Genomic DNA, 20,710 nt, shown 5'->3' with positions numbered 1-20,710 from the left:
AGAACAGATCAAAACACAGGGAGGAAGAACACATGGACAGTAAAATCATCATAGAAAATGCAGTGCGGCTGGCAAGCATGATCCTGTATGTAATGACCTCAGTCTTCTTCAGCCGAATGCTCTGCTGTCTCCTTCCAAAAAAGCAGGGACGTCACTTTAATATTCTCATTTTTATATCCAGCATTTTCATCCCCGGCATGGTCATTGATCCCAAGGACATGTTCAACGTTACGCTGGCGTTGATCTGGCTTCTGCTGTTAATGCTGTTTTGCTTTCAAGGTTCTGTAATCTCCAAGTTCTCCGTGACTGCCGTCATCTACCCTCTGATCATTGCACTGAATTTTTTATCCTCAGATGTCTCCTTAAGTATCTGGCTTGCCAGTGGGAAGAGTCACCTGGTAGATATGACAGTCAATATCATGGACGGCTGCATTCATGTTCTTTTCTGGTATATTATTTACAAGACATTTTTCAACAGGGTCCGTCAGGCCAGCCGGCTGTACAGTCAGAATACCTGGATCCTTCTGGGGATCATATGCCTGGCCTCCCTTGTGAGCATTACGGTATACATTTATTACCCTCCTGAAGAAACCTATAAAATATGGCCCTGTGCCATTGCCTGTATGGCAACCAATATAGGCAGCCTCTATCTGGCAGGATACTTTGTGAACACCCTTCAGCGGGAGATGGAGCAGGACAATCTGAGGCTTCAACGCGATTATTATGAAGAACTGGAGAGAAACCAAACAGAGATACGCAGATTCCGCCATGATATGAACCATCATCTTCTGGTTATCCGTGATCTGTTTGACCAGGGTGATAAAGAGGCTGCCCATATCTACTTTCAGGAATTAGAATCCCGGATAACACCAAAAAACCGGTGTTTCTGCAAAAACAGCGTCCTAAATGCCGTGTTAAACGCCAAATACACCAAAGCGGAAGACAGCAGTATCGACTGCTTTTTCCACATCGACCTGCCGGAGGTGACAGCCATGGACCAGATCAGTCTGTGCTCCATATTTGCCAACACTCTGGACAACGCCATAGAAGCCTGCCTGAAAATACCTGAGCCGGGAAAGCGAAGCATCTCCGTCAAAGCCAGAATAGCCGAAAATGGTTTTTTCAGTTATGAGATCAAAAATACAAAGATAAATAAAATTACTGTGGAAAAAGGAAGATATATCTCAGATAAAAAACAGAAATCAGAACATGGCCTTGGTCTCACCAATGTACAGAAGTCGGTTGAGAAATACGGGGGAACGCTGAGCCTAACCTATGACGAAACGTCCTTCACAGCAGTCATACTGATCCGGAATGCGCTGTAGCAAACCTTTAAAAATACCGGGCAGTTCTCAACAGGCTGCGGACCATTGCCCCGCAGCCTTTCCTACGAATAGGAATCTCCAAATCTGTTATTCCATATCTCTTCGCAGTCTCTCGATCACAGTTTCCTTCTGCGTCATTCGGTAAATAACAGGCGGAACTATGACACAAACTGCAATAATGACTGCAAACAGGGTCAGGTTGTAAAGGACCGGCATAGAATAGCCCATATTATATACTTTTACACTTTGAAAGACCATATAACTAAGAGGCAGTCCCGCTGCCATGGAAAGTAAGATTGACAATATGCCATAGCCAAGTCCTTCCTGGATCAAAACTTTTTTTACCTGTCCTGAGGTCATCCCAAGGCTCTCCAGAGTAGCAAATTCCCTGGCTCGGTTCTGGATTCCTGCTGCCATCATATTAATATAATTGAGGATAGAAAGCACTGCCAGAATAACCCCCATCCCCACTCCCAGGATTTTTACCTGCTGTTCTGATGCCTTCATCTCCTGATACCTGGACAATTTAGATTCAAAGGATATCTGTTCCTCTCCTCGAAAGACATTTTTAACTGCTTTCTCCGTGTCCCTGTCATACGGTTCCTTATACTCTACCCTTACCAGTTCCGTCAGTATCCCATTCCCCATAAGTTTCTCTGCCAAAGCATTACTCACCAGCAGATTGGGGGAATAGCCTCCTGCAAAGGATGACGGATCGATGGCACGCCCTCCCTCCATCCTGCTCTTTCCTGCTGCCGCAATGGTTATCCTATGCTCCTTTTCCGGCTCCTGGCTGTCCGGAAGGATAAAACGAAGTTCTTTTCCTTCCATCTCCTCCGCTGATACCCAGTAAGGTTCTGTCACAGCTATTTCTCCCTTTTCAAAAGCCTCCTCATCTAAATCTTTCCCCAGGATTTCCTCTATCTTCCGGAATTCCTTCAGACTGATCCCCACAAATCGTCCGTCGAATAAATCGTTCTGTGTATAGGCGTCCTTTTTATATTCTGCCATATCCTTCTCATAATCCCCAGGCGAATATCTGGTCTGATACAGCCTTTTATAATATGCGCCCAACAGCTCCTCCTGGTATGGCACGATCATCTGTGCCGTGGTCACAGGCCTTATCTCCTTCACACCCTTTATAGCACGGATCTCTTCCAGCTTCTCTTTTGTAATAAGAGGGAGCTTCTCCTCCAGAGTTGTCTGGTTTTTAACTGTAATATCACATGAACTGATCTGATTCAGAATATTTTTAGCATCATTTCCCCTGACCACTGCGTTGACACAGAGAAATACGGTCAGCACCACGAAAAAAGATCCAAGGATCACAACTGCCTGTTTCCTGTCCCGGAACATATTCCTGCGGGCCATGTCCTTTAACCCCTTCTCCCTCTCCTTTTCTTTTTTTCTTCCTTCTGTCAGGCCCGTATACCTGACTGCCTCAATGGGAGAGCATTCGCCTGTGATAATGGCAGGTTTCCGGCAGCCTGCTATTACCGTGGCCGCTGAAAACAAAGCCGCTCCTATGTAAATAAGAGGGTGCACAGTGACAATTTTCATTTCTGACATGGAAGGGTCCATTAATCTTACTGCCATAGGAACAATTCCTGCCGACACCAAAACGCCAAGCACCATTCCCACCGGTATGCCGATACAGGAATTCCAAAGCGCCTGGAGATAAACCATCCGTTTTAGCTGTACAGAGGTCATACCCACGGTCTTAAGCTGCCCATAATACCGGATATCTTTGGACACCGATATATACAGCGTATTGTAAACAAAAAGATACCCGCTTATAAGGATCATGAGGAGCAGTCCCCCAAGGCCCGCTGCCATTTTAATAAAATTTTGTATTATCTGATCATCCGCAATGAGCACCTGCCTGTCCTTCATGTTCAGGGAGGTCTGTATGTTCATAATATCTTTTGTGGAATAAAGAGATTTCTTTAAGGTGATCTTTAGTGCGCCCTGGGTAAAATCTGTCTGTCTCACACCGCTTGTCTTGTAAAATGCCTGTGACACATATCCATACTGCTTCCCGGAATAGTCCCTGTAATATCCGCTCAATATAAAGGTTTTCGTCATAATCTGCTGTCCTGGAGCGGCATCTTCCAAATCTGTTCTCTCCGGGTCTTCCGCTAAAGAATAATAGGTAAGAGGCAGTTTCATTCCTATTTTCGGATCTTTGATCCCCATGTCTTTCAATGCTGTAGTGGAAAGTACCAGTTCCTCCTCCTCTTTCGGGTAATTTCCTTTAAAAAATTCATACGCCGGAATGCACTGCTTCTCCCAGCAGGTATCATCCACCCAGTAAAGCCTTGTCTTATCAAGAGATTTGTCTTGGTATTCTTCTGCGATAGCACATTTAACAGCAACTCCTGCATACTTCACAGCATCCATACTTCCTACCATCTCCACCTGCTCTGCACGAGGCTCTGTCAACTCTATGTCATAGTCCATCCCATTCATACGAATGGATCGCTCTGATACTGCGTCCCAGTAACTGATGCCAATCCCCAGCACTGCTGTTATCAAAAAAGTAGTGAGGATAACAGCAAAAACGGTGAGGGCATTCCGTTTCTTATTGGCTCTGTAAGTGATCATTGCCACAGAGGTAATGACTTTCCGACTGTTCACCTTCATCATACAGCATCACCTCCGCAGATTCTACCATCTTCAAGGCGTATGATACGGCCTGCCATCTGAGCGATCTCCTCATTATGGGTGATCATGGCCACAGTCTGCCCTAACTGTTCACTGGACACCTTGATCAGTCCCAGTACATCCTGGCTGGTACTGCTGTCCAGATTCCCGGTGGGTTCATCTGCCAAAATAATGGCAGGCTTTGCCGCCAATGCTCTGGCAAGTGCCACTCTCTGCTGCTGTCCCCCGGAGAGCTGATTGGGCATGGCGAACTTCTTCTCTGTCAAGCCCAGCATCTCCATAATATGTTCCACAAACTTCCTGTCCGGTTTTAAACCATCGAGCTGAATGGGGAGTATAATATTCTCATATACATTCATCAGGGGGAGCAAATTATAATTCTGGAATACAAACCCTATTTTCCTGCGTCTGAATATGGTCAGTTCATCCTTAGTCATACCCGATATATCCCTGCCGTCCACGATCACTTTTCCCGATGTAGGCACATCCAGGCCGCCAAGCATATGGAGCAGCGTGGATTTTCCGCTCCCTGACCTGCCCACAATGGCTATAAATTCACCCTGTTCCACCATTAGGTTGATTCCGTCCAGCGCCCTGACTGTGGCATCTCCCAGCCGGTAATATTTTCTCAGTTCCTCTGTAACCAGTATTTCCATATGAAAAGTCCTCCTTTTGCGGCTGTTCAGCCTGCTGCTGTATCCCCGGATATTTCCCTTAGATCCAAGGCATTCTTGGACAGCCGCTCTCTTGATTCCTTTATAATATAACAGAGAAACCTTTCCACACTCTTTCTCAAATATGACATTTTTGACAGATTCTTAATCCCTTCTCAAGTAAACAAAAAGCTCTGCCCCCACACCCGGCTCTGCTTTTACTTTGACATAGCCGGCCTGTTTTTTTATAATTTCCCGCACAAGGTACAGACCGATTCCTAACCCTTTTTCTCCGGAAACACTGGGAGAGCGGTAAAATCTCCGGAAGATCATCCCCTGTTCTTCCTCTCTGATGCCTATTCCCTCATCCTTCACACGGATACAAAGAAAAGATTCATAGGGGATTGCACAAATACGCACAACAGACCCCACCGGCGAATATTTCACTGCATTGTCCAGAAGGTTTACCAGTGCTTCCACTGTCCATTTCATATCAAAAAACGCCTGCTCTGAAGAAGGTGCCGCTTCTATGACGATCTCCTTTTTCAATGCCTGCATCTCTACAGCCTGGCACGCTCTGGCTATCAACTCGTCAACAGAAGATTTCTCCACATGTACCGTGATCATATCCGTCTCCAGATAAGAGGAGCGCACCAATTCTTTCATAAAAAAATCCAGTTTATCCGCCTGCCTGTGAATCCGGGATGCCATTTCTCCTGCATTTTCAGAAAGCTCCTGTTCCTCCAGAAGTCCTGCGTAGAGCATAATATTAGTCAAAGGAGTACGCACCTGATGGGAAATATCCGAAATCAGCGCTTTCACCAGATTTCTTTCCTTATCCGCCCGGTCGCAGTTCAGCCTGGACATCTCTACCAGTTGATTGAGCCTCTGTGTGACGGCGGACTCTATGGACTCATCATAAGTGTTCTCCTGTATGGTACCTCCGATTGCCCGGTCAAGCCTCTCTAAAACAGTGTCCATCTGTCTTCTGATACGTCTTTGATACCAAAAGGCAAAGCCGGCAGCCCCCGCAAGTGCAGCGCATGCCAGAACAATGGCAAATACTAGTAATCCGCTCATAAGTCATTCTCCCACTGGTACCCTTTTCCATAAACCGTCCTTATATGCTTTGGCTTGGAAGGGCTGTCCTCCAGCTTATCCCTGAGGCGGCGGATTCCCACAGAAAGGGCATTGTCTTCCACATACTCTGTTCCGTCCGGCCATACCCATTCCATCAGACGTTCCCGGGTCAGTATCTGTCCCGGATTAAAAACCAAGAGATACAAAATACGCTGCTCTGTTCTGCTTAAATCTATGGATACCCCGTCTTTCAAAAATTCCATGGCTGCAAACCGAAAACGAAATGGTCCCTGAGCATAGTCAGCCTCCTGTTCCGGAGCTGTTCTGCGAAGCAGGGCACGTATCCTTGCCCGCAGAACCATAGCAGAAAATGGTTTTGTGATATAATCATCTGCACCGCATTCCAATCCCCGTACAATATCCAGCTCCATATCCCTAGCCGTAAGCAGGATGATAGATACTTTGCTGTTCTTCCTTATTTTCCGGCACAACTCAAAACCGCTGCCATCCGGCAGGTTCACATCTAATATGAGCAGGTCAAAAGCCTGTTGGCGCAGCCTTTCTTCCGCCTCTTTTATACTTCCGCAGACCGTGAAGACAAAATCATCGCCCATGAGGGCCATCTCCATACCTGCTGCCAAATCCCCATCATCTTCTAATATCAGAATATATTTCAAGCTGCCTTACTCCTCTCTTGTCTGAAATACCTGCTGTTTCAGCAGCTTCATCGGGCTATAACCTTTTTATGATCCTGGAAATCTCCTCCCGGCTTTCCTCCAATTCTTCCGCGATCGTATCTACGGATTTTCCCTTTTCCAGTTTCCGTTTTACCTGTTCCTGCAGTTTCTCCTTCTGCCCCTCCTCTCTTCCTTCCTGTCTTCCTTCTTCCTTTCCCGCCGCATAAGCTTCCTCACGCTGTACTTCCACATCCAGATCATAATCATATTCCGCTATCAGCATATTTACCACCTCACTGCCTTTCTTCTTCAGATAATCGGCCAGTATTCCTGCTTTCATACATTCTTCTATGGCATTTTTATATGCATCCGAGCTGTCCGTCTGCTGATGTTTCCTGAGGATCTCCACAAACTCACTGTACTCTCTCAGTATTCCGCACCTGTCAAGGATCTCATGCCCTTCCTCCGGATTGATATTGATGACCTTCACACACAGTTCCAGCATGGGAGCTTCCTCCTTCCTGGCATATGTATCCGACAGGTACAGGGTCTTCTCCCTGGACCATGGCTCCTTCCCATTATAAAAAGTATAAAACTCCGGAGTTGGAAGCCTTACTGCTTTTTTCCTGTACCGGTCACGCACCGGGACGATCTGCTCCAATGCACGGCCGATATACAGAAGATCCCTCAGCGGCATATTTTCATTGATTGTCGACTGATGTTCTCCGAACACCATGACCTTATCTTCGATGCCAAAAGATATATCATTGCAGAAATTCATGTAGAGTACATCATCCACTCTGATCTTCCGGACCTTTGTTCCCGCCGGAAGCGGCTCCTCATGCAGTGCGTTGTAAAATGATATCTCATTTTTCTCTGCGGACTCATCCTCAAAAAACAGATCTACAAACACACTGTTTTTGTACTTCAGGTTCTCTTTTGCTGCCATAAACGCCCTCCTTTTGCAGATCATATGACAAAAGGAAGACTTTTTGAAACCATTCAGCAGGCCTTCACGTTTTTGTAAAGGAACTGAACCGTAACGGCCCTTTCTATATCTAAGTATAGAAAAGAACTATAGATTATTCAAGACTTTCCCTTGAAATATGACCACTTATTTAATTGGTTTTGATTTGGTAAAATCGGGGGAATTCCCCAGTTGACAGCCTTTCGGCCGAAAAGCAGAAATCATGATATTATAAACTAAAAATAAACCTATTCTCCATCCGGGCGGCGGTCACACTGCCAAAAACGCTTTAATAGTTCCCGGCTGGATAGATTAACAGTATAACACAGAGAGGTTTTCATTTCAACAGGCAGAACGCAGATATGGAGTGTTTTGGTAACAGTTCAGCCTTCCACTATCCCGCGAGGTGTTGCCTTGCATTTGCAAGGCAATCCCGAGGCAGCCACGCGCCAGACTGCGGTTTTTGCAGTCTGTGTGCATGCTTTTGTTGCTATGAAGCCGGAAGGCTGAATAGTAACGCGTTTTGCTCCATACCTGACTGAATGCCCGTGTATTTTGCCTCATATCTGCGCAAAGACATCTCATACCCTTTAAACAGAAAAGAACTCCGGCGCATACATTACCATTCCATGAAGCGGCTCTGCTTCTCCCTGTAAACTGAGCGCCATAAAATTCTCCCTGGGCACATCAAACGGCGGTTCTATTCCGTAAACATCTGCCGGAACATACCCGGCCTTTGGATAATATCCGCTGCTTCCCAGAACAACAGAAAACTCATATCCCATCTGCGCTGCCAGCTTATGTCCTTCTCTCATTAGAGCCTGTCCCACACCTCGTCTCTGGTATCCCGGAAGGACTGACAGAGGTGCAAGGGCAAGCTGTACGGTACTGTTTATTCTGACCTCAGTAAATAAAATATGCCCTATGATCCTGTTATCGTCCACTGCCACCAAGGAAAGCTCCGGTACGAACGCACTGCTTTTACGCAGTGCCTGTACCAAATCCTGTTCGTTGCCGTCCGCATGCTCAGCACCTGAAAAGGAAGCCTGGATCAGTTTATATACTTCCTGGTGGTCACACGCTCTTTCTCTTCTTATTTCCATTTTCATTCCTCCACTTCTATCTCCAGACCTTCCATGTGGTGTTTTGCCATCTGGTGCCTGGCTTTTCTGATCTCCACTGTATCAAATATAATAGAAAAATCATAGTCCTCTGGATAAAGTTCCGCTGCCGCCACCTTCAGTCTCAGGCGTTTGTGACTGATCAACTGCTTTTCATTTCTGAACTGTACCAGCACACTTCCATTTTTATCCGCTGGTTTTACTACAATTCCAATCTTCCCATCCGGAAGTATACTCACACTGTCTCCTCTGCTAAACTTCCTGACTGTTTCCATGCTGTCTTTTATCTCCACCGCCCTTTTTATGCGGGGGACATGGATTTTCTCCAGCCTTCGGCCATGCTCCTGAATCTCCATAGACTGAATAAATGCGCTGCTCTTATCCCCGTAAGCTTCCCGGGCTGCTGCTGCCAGCATTCCATCCGGAAATCCCAGACGCTTTGCTATATAAAGCGCGCAGCTCTCTCCGGCCTCTCCTACCCGCAGCCTGTACAGCGGCCTTAAACTGTCCCTGTCAAACTCCATCCTTGCATTCTGCACCTCCTCATATCCGTCAGCATACTCTTTTACTTCCGGATAATGGGTGGTAACCAGGAACAGGGCACCGCTTTTTCTCAGCTCCTCCAATATAGATATGGCAATCCCCATTCCCTCCTGGGGGTCTGTGCCCGACCCGAGTTCATCCATGATCACAAGACTCTCAGGCCTCACCCGCTTCAAAATATTCAGCACATTCTTTATATGAGCTGAGAAGGTGGACAGATTGTCTGAAATATTCTGTCCGTCCCCGATATCACATAAAATCTGGTTCTGCATACAAATATCCGCCTCATTACACGGCACATGCAGACCTGAACAAGCCATTGCGCTCATCAGAGCCACGGTCTTAATAGCAACCGTCTTACCTCCGGTATTTGGACCCGTAATGATAACTCCCCTGATTCCTTTACCGATCTGAAAATCCAGAGGGACGCAGCTTGCCTTATCCAGCATAGGATGTCTGGCGCCTTTCAGCTCCATGTACTGTTCCAGATTGATCTTCGGTTCCGTCCCATCCATTTCCAGACTCAGCTTTCCTTTTGCAAATATAAAATCCAGTTTTTCAATGACCCGGATATCTTCCATCAGCTCTGCTTCCCTCTCAGCAGTCATATTGGTGATGGTATATAGTATTTTACGCTCCTCAGCGTCCTCCTCGATCCTGTATATTTCCAGATCCTCCCTGAGATTGGCGACTGTCTCCGGCTCAATGAACAAGGTAGCGCCTGTGGAAGACTGTTCCACCACAGTGCCCGGAACCAGGGACCTGCATTCTTTTTTCACCGGAATACAGAATCTTCCGTTTCTTTTCACTACAAAAGAGTCATTTAAATACTGTCTGTTGGTCTTTAATGCACGCTCTGCCCTCTCACTTACTTTCTCCTCCAGAAATTGTATCTGTTTTCTGATGTCTTTTAAATAAGCAGAGGCATGGTCATCTACCCTTCCGCTCCTGATGCAGCGCTCTATCTCCTCTTGCAGTTCCTCCGGGAAAATAAGATTCCGATTATAGAATGCAAGGCTGATCCGTCCTTCCTCCCCTCTCTGCAGATAAGATTTCAGCCGCCGCACAGCACTCAGGAACATGCCTATCTCCTCGAGCTGCTCAGGCATGAGCATATTTCCTTTTACTGCCTTCTGCAGGTACTCCTCCACATGCTCCATAGCCGGAATAGGCGGAGTCCCTGACAGTTCCAGCATGGCTCTGGCCTGCGTGGTATCACGAAGCTGCTTTCTCAGATCCGTCTCTGACAGGATAGGCTGCATTTCCAAAATCCTTTCTCCCGCCTTTTCCGTAGATGTACATTCTCTTAATTTTTCTAATATATTATAATATCCTATTGTTTCTAATGATTTATTACTCATGACTTTCCTCTCTAAAAAAATAACCACAGATACATACGCCCGAACGGGTATACGACTTCTGTGGCCTTCCATGAGAAGAAAAGAAACGGAGATACAGAAACAATCCCCCTGCCAAAGGCAGCGGATAACCGTATTCTTCCATTCATCCCAATATATTTGAAGTGTATGATAAGGGTTCGTAAGCGAATGTATCAGCCATCAGGGTACACTGATACAAGGATAGGGTATCTGAAAAAACGATATACTATCCCTACAGATTATTCGATTATTCTGTAATCTCCACTACGGAAACCCTCAGCACAAAGACACCTCATTTCTTATCTGTTATTTACTCTTCTTGCATTATAACCGCCACACGCAGTTTTGTCAAACATGAAACCGGTCATAAGCGCTGTAACAATCCCGGCACAGAATCTCCTCTCCCTGCAGATGCATCATATTCTCCGCAGCTGTCTCGCCGCAGCGGGAGCAGACAATAGATTTAAAGATCCTGGCTTTTTCCGGCAGAGTAATCCTTGTCTCCTTAACATCAAACATTTCCCCAGGACTGCACGCCTGATAATACCGAAAGGATTCTCCTTTGTCAAGCCCCTCAGGGCGAGGCTTCAAAACAAGACGCACGGATTTCCCTGTACTCCTTCTGTAAAAAGAAAATGCCTGCTTTCCACACATATGAAAAAGTAAATTTCCTTTCCCCACACTACAGCCCAGGATCACCTGAATGGCGTCCACACCGCAGGCATCATTTTCCGAAATACACACAATCTGTTCATCCTCAGATACACAAAGTCCGTCCTCTGTCTTGATCTCTAAAAGCTCAATAGCATAAAGTGCCGCCTTGTAACCAATAGTCAGACCCCCGCATTCATGGCCATGAAACTCCACGCATTTTTTCCAAATTTTATCCTTCATCTTTACCCCTTTCTCTGTGACGCTCCTTATTTTCCGCCCTATTGTCTTCTATCTGGAGTATCCTGCGCCTCGGCCCCGCATCCTCCACCTTCACTCTCTGTGTAATTAAAAATCCCACTGCCGCAAATATCACACAAAGCCCCAGCGTAGTTTTCAATCCAATCCTGTCCATGAGAAAACCACCTGCCAGATTACCTACACAGCTTCCCACACCCACTGTCACCATACCGAATATTGTCTGCCCCACGACTCTGTCCTTCTCCTTCAGTTCCTGATTGATAAAGAACACAGACACAGGTGTAAAGATTCCAAAAGAAAGGGACTGGAGTGCAAATCCCAGAAAAGCCACCGCCAGATTCGGGGCCAGAAAAATCACCAGTGGACGCAGGACAAAGAATACACTGCTCAGCTTCAGCAGCTTCTTGCAGGATACCTTACGTATCAAATAATTGCACAAAAACATTGCCGGCATCTCACTGGCTGCGCAGAAAAATGCCGCTATCCCGAAGGTCCCGTCTGTACCGCCCAGTTCCCGTACAATATTGATCATATAGGTACCCAGGATGGAACTGGTCATATAGCAGATTCCAAATCCCGCCACAAACAACAGCAGCGGCCTGTTTCCCTTGAGTATTTCAATAACACTGCTGGATGGCTCCTGTTCTTCCTTCACCGCAGATGACTCCGGTTCCTGCATGGATACAACTACTGCAAACAGCAGAAGCTCCATGCCCGCAAAGGCAAAGGTAAGGATTCCCGGAAAAAAGTGTTCCACAAGCTGCCCTAAGACTACAGCACTGACTGCATAGCTCACTGACCCAAGCCCTCTGGAAATACAGAAATTCACCTCATAGCCCTGGTTCATATACTCCATTCCCATGGCAGTGATCAGAGGGGTAATGGAGTTATACAGGGTATTCAGCACAAGATACAGCCCCACTATTGCCATTTTGGGAAGGGGGACTGTTCCAAGGACCAGATATCCCGACGTAACTGCCAGAATAATCAGAAGAATCATCTTCTTCAAACTCAGTCCCCGGACCTTTCCCACCAGACCGGCCAGGAACGGCTGCATCCATATGCTGATAAATGCCGCTCCGCCTACGGACATGCCTACAAGCGTGTTGGACAATCCCTTGTACTGAAGAAACACAGTTGCAAATCCCATGATCGCGCAGCTTGAAACCCAGTAAAAACACTGAAGCAGTGTATATTGATGACGCACCTGCACACTTTTTATCCGTCTCATCTCTTCTTTATCCTTCCGAATATCATGCATCGCTCATAACTGTCTGGTACCCTGACAGTCATGAATAAAAATCTATCTTTCACCTTTTATATACCAAATGCAATCAATCGTCAATAGAAAAAAGAACTAAAGAAATAGAGAAATCTTTGGTAGTTTAACGAAGAGAATCTGTCAGCAGAAATCAAGACAGCTCCTCTTCGTTCATCAAAATTACCTTGGCCGTATTATATAAAGCAGTCGCCTGTTTTTCCATCAGTTTCTGGAATGCGGCTTTGTCGTGCTTTTTAACTCTTTTTATCAGTAATAGGTTCATATTCATCCCCCTTTGCGGAGTCCGGATTTCCTGTTTGTTTGTGCACTGATTAGATGAGGAAGAAAGCTTTTTTCTCCGGCTGGGTACGCTGTTTTTTTTAATGGCTCTATGTCAATAGTTGGGGTGGGATTCTTTGAATCCCGCTCCTTTACTACATTTAGGGCCATTTTAATGTTTGGGTCTATAATTCATGTTTTTGGGCATGCCAAATAAGCCTCTTGCCAGTCGTCCGTTTTTTAGATAGAGCAGTGTATAATTCTTGTACGGAATCTATTAAAGTTACGTATTCCGAAAGATAGTCTTTTTAGCACCTTGATTTTATTATTGTAACCTTCAGTAGGACCATTTGTATATTTGTATTTAAAAGCATTTAAAATACCTTCTGACCAGTTTCTATAAGTTTTTGCACAGTTCTCAAACTCGGGTATTCCTGATTTCTCTGCAGACTTAACCCACTCCCAGAAAGCTGTTCGCTGATAGGAGTACTTCTCGCTCTGGCATATCTCATAAAACCATTCCTTAAGAGTATGAGCCAATCTCAAGTCATCGTTATAAAGTAGCATAAGATCGCACGCTTTCTTGTTTTCATCCTTAAGCTTAGCATATCGAGTAAGAATTAACTTTCGGCTGCGTTTATAGTATCTTCTGAGGTTTACAGGCATTGTTTTCTGGAGCCTTTTCCTCACATTTTCAATTGCCCAAGTTACATACCGGATGAAATGATATTTGTCTATAATGATTGTGGCATTAGGGAAGTAAGCTCTTGCTAAGTCTACGTAGGGCTGCCACATATCACAGACAAAGAACTTCACACGGTGGCGCTCAGCTCGGTTTGTTTCTCTGAAATAGGAAATCAAATGGCTCTGCGTTCTGTCCGGTAGGATATCAAGAATACGGTGTTTCTTGGCATCTAAAAGAATACATTGGTACTTTCCGGCGTCTGTATTACCCTTAAATTCATCAATTGATATACACTCTGGAAGAGAGGGTGTAGAATAATTAATGGTGTCCAAAAGTCGGGTAACGGTGTTAACTGAAACATTTGTTGTATCTGCAACGGACTTTATACTCACAAGATTTCTAAGTAGGTCAATTATCTTGTAGGATAAACGTAAAGTCTGCCGTTGATAGGAAGGTAGAAAATGATATTTCTCCATAAATCGTTTACCGCATTTACAGACATATCGCCTTTTCTTAAGTATTAAATATGTATGTTTCATTTGGAACGGTAGATCCTTAATCTTTTGATACCGATAATCATGAATGCGTTTGGTTTGGTTGCCGCACTCAGGACAAGTCTGTAAGGAAGGATCTGTTTGAATAAAAATCTTTACATAATGATCCGCATGCACAACTTTTTTTATTATAACCCCTTCTAAATCTAAGAGATTTTTGGTACAATTAGAGTGCATTTTTGAAACCTCCTTTAAAATGTTAGTTTTGGATGACCGGCATTTTGGGGAGGCTTCTTTTATTTTATAACAAAAAATGAATGTTGAAAATACGTTATTCACATACCCCAACATTCATTATAGAACCTTTTTAATAACAGAAAAACCCCGGAAACCTTACGGTTCCGGGGCATCTTATGCTTGGACACAATGTACCTTACGGTACTCTATATTTATATATTCGTACTACTCAGTGATTACTCGATGATTGTAGCAACACGGCCTGAACCAACAGTACGTCCACCTTCACGGATAGCGAAAGTAAGACCCTGGTCCATAGCGATCGGGTGGATCAGCTCGATTGTCATCTCTACGTTATCACCAGGCATGCACATCTCAACACCTTCCGGTAAGTTGCAGACACCTGTTACGTCTGTTGTTCTGAAGTAGAACTGCGGACGATAGTTGTTGAAGAACGGTGTATGACGGCCACCCTCGTCTTTTGTCAGAACGTAAACCTGAGCTGTGAATTTTGTATGGCATTTGATTGTTCCCGGTTTAGCAAGAACCTGTCCTCTTTCGATTTCAGTTCTCTGAACACCACGAAGCAGTGCACCGATGTTGTCACCAGCCTGAGCCTCGTCTAACAGTTTACGGAACATCTCGATACCTGTTACAACTACTTTACGTGTCTCTTCTTTCAGACCAACGATTTCAACTTCTTCAGATACGTGAAGAACACCAGCCTCTACTCTACCAGTAGCAACTGTACCACGACCTGTGATAGAGAATACATCCTCTACAGGCATGATGAACGGTTTGTCTGTGTCACGCTGAGGATCCGGAATCCAGCTGTCAACTGCAGCCATCAGTTCCATGATCTTGTCGCCCCACTCGCTGCTTGGATCTTCCAGAGCTTTCAGAGCAGAACCCTGGATGATCGGTGTGTCATCGCCTGGGAAGTCATACTCGCTTAACAGCTCACGGATTTCCATGTCTACCAGCTCAAGCAGCTCTTCATCGTCAACCATATCACATTTGTTCATGAATACAACGATGTAAGGAACACCTACCTGACGAGACAGCAGGATGTGCTCTTTTGTCTGAGCCATAACACCATCAGTTGCAGCAACAACCAGGATAGCGCCATCCATCTGAGCAGCACCAGTGATCATGTTCTTTACATAGTCAGCATGGCCTGGGCAGTCAACGTGTGCGTAATGTCTGTTCTCTGTTTCATATTCAACGTGAGCAGTAGAGATTGTGATACCACGTTCTCTCTCCTCCGGAGCTTTATCGATATTAGCGAAATCTACTGCTGCGTTTCCTTCTACTCTCTCAGAAAGAGTTTTTGTGATAGCAGCTGTCAGAGTTGTTTTACCATGGTCAACGTGTCCGATGGTACCAATGTTACAATGCGGTTTGCTTCTTTCAAATTTAGCTTTTGCCATTTTGAATTTCCTCCTTATTCACATGCGCCCCGTCTGGGCAATTTTATGATTTTTTGTTGCCTCATAACGAGGCGGTTGGAATATCAATATATTCAACCTGCTATCCTTGATTATATTGCAAATCAAGGATATTTGCAAGTTTTTAATTATTATTTTCCTGTTTTTACTGAAAGTACCTTTTCCTGTACGGATTTCGGAACCGGCTCATATTTCTCGAAGAACATGGAGTAGTTACCACGGCCCTGTGTTCTGGAACGCAGGTCTGTTGCGTAACCGAACATCTCAGCCAGAGGAACGAATCCGCGGATCATCTTGCCTCCGCCAATATCATCCATACCTTCGATACGTCCACGACGGGAGTTGATATCACCGATAACATCACCCATGTAGTCTTCCGGAGTAGTAACCTCTACTCTCATGATAGGCTCCAGGAGAACCGGAGCTGCCTTCGCCATAGCTTCCTTGAATGCAAGAGAACCTGCAATATGGAATGCCATCTCGGAGGAATCGACCTCATGGTAAGAACCGTCATAAACGTTTGCGTAAATACCTACAACCGGGAATCCACCCAGAATACCAGCTCTCATAGCTTCTTCGATACCCTGTCCTACAGGCTGGATGTATTCCTTCGGAATAGCACCGCCCACAACTGTGCTCTCGAACTTGAACAGTTCTTCGCCGTTGGCGTCCATAGGCTCGAATCTAACTTTACAGTGACCGTACTGTCCACGACCACCGGACTGTTTTGCGTATTTACTGTCAACATCAGCATTCTTGGTAAAGGTCTCTTTGTAAGCAACCTGAGGAGCGCCAACGTTAGCCTCTACTTTGAATTCACGAAGCAGACGGTCTACGATGATCTCCAGATGCAGCTCGCCCATACCAGCGATGATAGTCTGACCTGTTTCTTTATCTGTGTGAGCACGGAAGGTCGGATCTTCTTCGGCAAGTTTTGCCAGAGCTTCACCAAGTTTGCCCTGTCCGGCTTTTGTCTTAGGCTCAATAGCCAGCTCGATAACTGGTTCCGGGAATTCCATGGATTCCAGGATAACCGGGTGCTGTTCATCGCAGATTGTATCACCTGTTGTGGTGAATTTGAATCCGATCGCTGCAGCGATATCACCGGCATATACTTTATCCAGTTCCTGTCTCTTGTTGGCATGCATCTGAAGGATACGTCCAACACGCTCTTTTTTGCCTTTTGTCGCATTCAGTACATAAGAACCGGAGTTCATAGTACCAGAGTAAACTCTGAAGAATGCCAGCTTACCAACGAACGGGTCAGTCATGATCTTAAATGCCAGAGCTGCGAACGGTTCGTCGTCGGAAGAATGCTTCTCAACTTCGTTTCCGTCCATATCCTGACCTTTGATAGCCGGGATATCTGTAGGAGCAGGCATAAATTCAAGAATAGCATCCAGTAATTTCTGAACACCTTTATTTCTGTAAGCAGTACCACAGCATACCGGGATTGCTGCACACTCGCAGGTTCCTTTTCTCAGGGCTGCTTTCAGAGCTTCAACGGTAGGTTCTTCACCTTCCAGATACTCCATCATTAAATCATCATCTAACTCGCAGATCTTCTCAACTAACTCTGTGTGATACAGTTCTGCGTCATCAGCCATATCCTCCGGGATATCTGTGATGGAAATGTCCTCGCCCTTTTCATCATTGTAGATGTAGGCTTTCATTTCAAACAGGTCGATGATTCCTTTGAATTCATCTTCTTTACCGATGGGCAGCTGAAGACAAATTGCATTTTTACCTAAACGAGTCTTGATCTGTTCTACGGCACCGTAGAAATCTGCACCCAGGATATCCATCTTGTTGATGAATGCCATACGGGGTACATTGTAGGTATCTGCCTGACGCCATACATTTTCAGACTGAGGCTCAACGCCGCCTTTTGCACAGAAGACACCAACCGCACCGTCAAGTACACGTAAGGAACGCTCTACTTCTACAGTAAAGTCAACGTGACCTGGGGTATCAATAATATTGATACGATGTTCCAGTGCGCCTGGTTTGCTTTTACAGTTTTCCTGTAAAGTCCAGTGACAGGTGGTAGCGGCGGAAGTAATTGTGATACCTCTCTCCTGTTCCTGCTCCATCCAGTCCATGGTAGCAGTTCCTTCGTGAGTATCGCCAATTTTATAGTTAACACCGGTATAATATAAGATACGCTCTGTAAGAGTGGTCTTACCGGCATCAATATGTGCCATAATACCAATGTTTCTGGTTCTATCTAACGGATATTCTCTTCCAGCCAATGGATTTTCCTCCTCTAGAATCGATAGTGAGCAAATGCTTTATTTGCCTCAGCCATCTTATGCATGTCTTCTTTCTTCTTAACAGATGCACCTGTATTGTTGGAAGCATCTAATAATTCATTAGCCAGTCTGTCTTCCATTGTCTTCTCTCCTCTTTTACGAGAATACAGAGTGATCCAACGAAGAGCTAATGCCTGACGTCTTTCAGGTCTTACTTCGATAGGTACCTGATAGGTAGCACCACCGATACGTCTGGCTTTAACTTCCAGAACCGGCATGATGTTGTTCATTGCTTCTTCAAAAACTTCGATTGCCGGTTTACCGGCTTTTTCCTCCATTTTAGCGAACGCACCGTATACGATCTTCTGAGCTACACCCTTCTTACCATCTAACATAATGTTATTGACAAGTTTGGTAACCACTTTGTTTCCGTATAACGGATCTGCTAAAACGTCTCTTTTTTGAGTATGTCCTTTACGTGGCACGTTACTTCCCTCCTTAATCATTATCAAAATTACGGACAAACGTTTTGCCCTTAACGATTAGATCATCGGTACTCACACAACTATTTTGTATGTCCGTACTCGGTAAATCCTATATAGAAACCCGCAGCCACAACCTGGGTCTATGGAATCCCGGTACAAAATCAGTCTTAATAGTTATATCTGTGACTTCAAATGATTCTAATTAATTATTTTTTCGGTCTCTTAGCACCGTATTTAGAACGGGCCTGACGTCTGTTGGCAACGCCTGCAGTATCAAGTGTACCACGGATAATGTGGTATCTTGTACCTGGTAAGTCTTTTACCCTGCCGCCACGGATAAGAACAACACTATGCTCCTGAAGGTTATGTCCTTCACCTGGAATGTAGCTTGTTACCTCGATTCCGTTGGAAAGACGAACTCTGGCGATTTTTCTAAGAGCAGAGTTAGGCTTTTTCGGTGTAGCAGTTTTAACCGCTGTACACACACCTCTCTTCTGCGGAGAAGACATATCTGTGGTCTTCTTCTGTAAAGAGTTAAAACTCTTCTGAAGCGCCGGAGCTGTGGACTTCTTTACGGAAGTCTGACGTCCTTTTCTTACTAACTGATTGAATGTTGGCATTCCATTTCACCTCCTGTATTATTTCTCTTCTACATTATTATAGAAGAAATGAGTGGCTGCCAGTTATTCATTGTCATGAATAAATGTTTTTACGCGCAAAAAAATTGCGTTTTATGCACGCTCTCTCATTATATCCATGTAAAATGGTGCTGTCAAGGAAATTTTTCAAAAAAATACAATTTTATAGGTATTTCCCGCATAATCTCTGCACCGTCACCGTCCTTTCGGGTGTTTTACAAAATAAAATACACAGAACAGCCAATACAGGATCATGGATAGTCATATTTTTTCATTTTTAACCGCAGTATGCGCTCCACAGAGGCATCGATCCTCTCCTGGCTCAAATCGCCACTCCTGACAGCATCCAGCACACCACGGTAGGCAGCCTTGAAATCTTCGGGCATCAGGAGCATGTCCGCACCGGCCTGGAGTGCCTTTACAGAAGCCTCGGCAGGACTGTACACTCCGGAAACAGCCTTCATATCCAGGGCATCTGTGATAATGAGGCCGTCATATCCATACTTGTCCCGGAGCAGGCCGGTCAGCACTTTTTCCGAGAGAGACGCCGGGGTATCATCTCCCAGGGATTTGGGTATGGAGATATGGCCTGCCATGATAAGATCCGACTCTGCCTTTATCCCTTCTATAAAAGGAATCATCTCTTTCTGCTCCATCTCCTCCAGGGTCTTGTCCGTATAGGCGCGTTCTTCATGGCTGTCCTCCACAGTACCTCCCAGTCCCGGGAAGTGTTTCAGACAGGCTGACACTCCGTTGTCCTGCAGTCCTCTGACCACCTGCGCCGCCATATCAGCAGTCAACTGGGGGTCTTCCCCAAAAGAACGGTCTCCTATAACAGTATTGCCAGAATTGGTAATTACATCCGCATCCGGTGCAAAATCTATATTAAATCCTATTTCTTTCAAATAGGATGCTAAGTTTTTTCCCACATCATAGGCCCGGGAAGTATCCCTACTGTCCCCTATGGCTCGCATACTCTCATATCTGGTAACGGAGAAATTCTTATTCCCTGCTACCCGGGACACCTCTCCGCCCTCCTCATCTACACCCAGAAACACAGGGACACCTGCAATTTCCTTTGCATAGTTCTGGGTTTTGGACAACATTTCTTTAAGCTGGTCCGGCCCCTGGATATTCCGGGAAAAATATATGATCCCTCCTACAGGGTACTGCTCATAAGCTTTCTTCGTATCCTCACCGGCAACGGTGGCTGCATCTACCTGGGTGATAGCCTCAGGTGTTACGAAAAAAAGCTGTGCCGCTTTCTCCTCAAGGCTCATGGATTTCACCTTATCCTTAACCTTCTGCGGCACATCCGGCGATACATAAACCTGGGCCGGCCCTGTATCCGCCGCCTCAGGTTCCGCCTGTACTGAACCTGCCGCGTCCACGCTCTCTTCCGCCTTTTCCCCGCCGGGGGTCCCATGTGCGGATGCTGTCTCTGTTCTCTGGCTTTCTGATTTTAAGGTAATGACGATCAAGACAATAGATAAAACTACGATGATGACTCCCATGGGAACCAGCATCCATAAAGGTGACTTTCTTTTTTTGTTCATACTTGTCCTCCTTTAAAAGACTGCATAACCTGAATACAAAAACCGCCCCTCCGG

17 protein-coding genes are annotated in these 20,710 nt (G+C 45.4%); 1 reads left to right on the top strand and 16 read right to left on the bottom strand.

Annotated features, from left to right (window positions below):
* Positions 1-32 precede the first annotated feature (32 nt).
* Positions 33-1,325: an ATP-binding protein gene (locus BLCOC_RS01715; protein ID WP_115624172.1), complete on the top strand. Its 1,293-nt coding sequence runs from the start codon at positions 33-35 to the stop codon at positions 1,323-1,325.
* Between the two features lie 87 nt (positions 1,326-1,412).
* On the opposite strand, the gene BLCOC_RS01710 is transcribed toward BLCOC_RS01715, so the two are convergent.
* The 16 genes from BLCOC_RS01710 to BLCOC_RS01635 all read right to left on the bottom strand — a co-directional run bounded on the left by BLCOC_RS01710 (position 1,413) and on the right by BLCOC_RS01635 (position 20,656).
* Positions 1,413-3,971 carry an ABC transporter permease gene (locus BLCOC_RS01710; RefSeq protein ID WP_115624171.1) on the bottom strand — a complete coding sequence of 853 codons (2,559 nt, stop codon included), beginning with the start codon at positions 3,969-3,971 and terminating at the stop codon, positions 1,413-1,415.
* The gene (locus BLCOC_RS01705; protein ID WP_018594700.1) at positions 3,968-4,645 is read right to left on the bottom strand and encodes an ABC transporter ATP-binding protein; all 678 of its coding nucleotides are present in this window, start codon (positions 4,643-4,645) and stop codon (positions 3,968-3,970) included. Before BLCOC_RS01705 ends, BLCOC_RS01710 begins: the two co-directional genes overlap by 4 nt.
* A gap of 162 nt (positions 4,646-4,807) precedes the next feature.
* Positions 4,808-5,722, bottom strand: a complete 915-nt coding sequence (locus tag BLCOC_RS01700; RefSeq protein WP_115624170.1) for a sensor histidine kinase — start codon at positions 5,720-5,722, stop codon at positions 4,808-4,810.
* Complete coding sequence (locus BLCOC_RS01695) at positions 5,719-6,399, bottom strand: response regulator transcription factor (protein WP_029470789.1); 681 nt, start codon at positions 6,397-6,399, stop codon at positions 5,719-5,721. Before BLCOC_RS01695 ends, BLCOC_RS01700 begins: the two co-directional genes overlap by 4 nt.
* Before the next feature lie 55 nt (positions 6,400-6,454).
* The gene (locus BLCOC_RS01690; RefSeq protein ID WP_115624169.1) at positions 6,455-7,348 is read right to left on the bottom strand and encodes a hypothetical protein; all 894 of its coding nucleotides are present in this window, start codon (positions 7,346-7,348) and stop codon (positions 6,455-6,457) included.
* Between the two features lie 608 nt (positions 7,349-7,956).
* Positions 7,957-8,469, bottom strand: a complete 513-nt coding sequence (locus BLCOC_RS01685; protein WP_029470791.1) for a GNAT family N-acetyltransferase — start codon at positions 8,467-8,469, stop codon at positions 7,957-7,959.
* Between the two features lie 2 nt (positions 8,470-8,471).
* A complete protein-coding gene (locus tag BLCOC_RS01680; protein ID WP_115624168.1) occupies positions 8,472-10,391 on the bottom strand; it encodes an endonuclease MutS2 in 1,920 nt (639 codons plus the stop codon).
* A 366-nt stretch (positions 10,392-10,757) separates the two neighbouring features.
* On the bottom strand, positions 10,758-11,303 hold the full coding sequence (locus tag BLCOC_RS01675; RefSeq protein WP_018594707.1) for an FmdE family protein: 546 nt from the start codon (positions 11,301-11,303) through the stop codon (positions 10,758-10,760).
* Entirely contained in the window at positions 11,293-12,552 is a 1,260-nt protein-coding gene (locus BLCOC_RS01670) for an MFS transporter (protein ID WP_162149874.1), read from the bottom strand. The genes BLCOC_RS01675 and BLCOC_RS01670 overlap by 11 nt, the downstream gene beginning before the upstream one ends.
* 181 nt (positions 12,553-12,733) lie before the next feature.
* Positions 12,734-12,865, bottom strand: a complete 132-nt coding sequence (locus BLCOC_RS01665; RefSeq protein ID WP_256161844.1) for a hypothetical protein — start codon at positions 12,863-12,865, stop codon at positions 12,734-12,736.
* Positions 12,866-13,101: 236 nt separating this feature from the next.
* A complete protein-coding gene (locus tag BLCOC_RS01660; RefSeq protein WP_115622724.1) occupies positions 13,102-14,277 on the bottom strand; it encodes an ISL3 family transposase in 1,176 nt (391 codons plus the stop codon).
* Positions 14,278-14,513: 236 nt separating this feature from the next.
* A complete protein-coding gene (gene tuf / locus BLCOC_RS01655) occupies positions 14,514-15,707 on the bottom strand; it encodes an elongation factor Tu (protein ID WP_115624166.1) in 1,194 nt (397 codons plus the stop codon).
* Positions 15,708-15,856: 149 nt separating this feature from the next.
* Positions 15,857-17,977, bottom strand: coding sequence for an elongation factor G (fusA, locus tag BLCOC_RS01650; RefSeq protein ID WP_018596935.1), 2,121 nt, complete (start codon positions 17,975-17,977; stop codon positions 15,857-15,859).
* 14 nt (positions 17,978-17,991) lie between these two features.
* Positions 17,992-18,462 (bottom strand): 30S ribosomal protein S7, encoded by a 471-nt coding sequence (gene rpsG, locus BLCOC_RS01645; protein WP_029470823.1) that lies wholly within the window; start codon positions 18,460-18,462, stop codon positions 17,992-17,994.
* Positions 18,463-18,668: 206 nt separating this feature from the next.
* Entirely contained in the window at positions 18,669-19,082 is a 414-nt protein-coding gene (gene rpsL, locus BLCOC_RS01640; RefSeq protein ID WP_018596937.1) for a 30S ribosomal protein S12, read from the bottom strand.
* A gap of 269 nt (positions 19,083-19,351) precedes the next feature.
* Entirely contained in the window at positions 19,352-20,656 is a 1,305-nt protein-coding gene (locus BLCOC_RS01635; protein WP_115624165.1) for a glycoside hydrolase family 3 protein, read from the bottom strand.
* Between the last annotated feature and the right edge of the window lie 54 nt (positions 20,657-20,710).

It is taken from the genome of Blautia coccoides (assembly GCF_034355335.1).
In the GTDB taxonomy this organism is placed as follows: Bacteria; Bacillota; Clostridia; order Lachnospirales; family Lachnospiraceae; genus Blautia; species Blautia producta.
The sequence above is the reverse complement of the archived record's forward strand: the minus strand, read 5'-3'. Positions and strand labels throughout refer to the sequence as shown.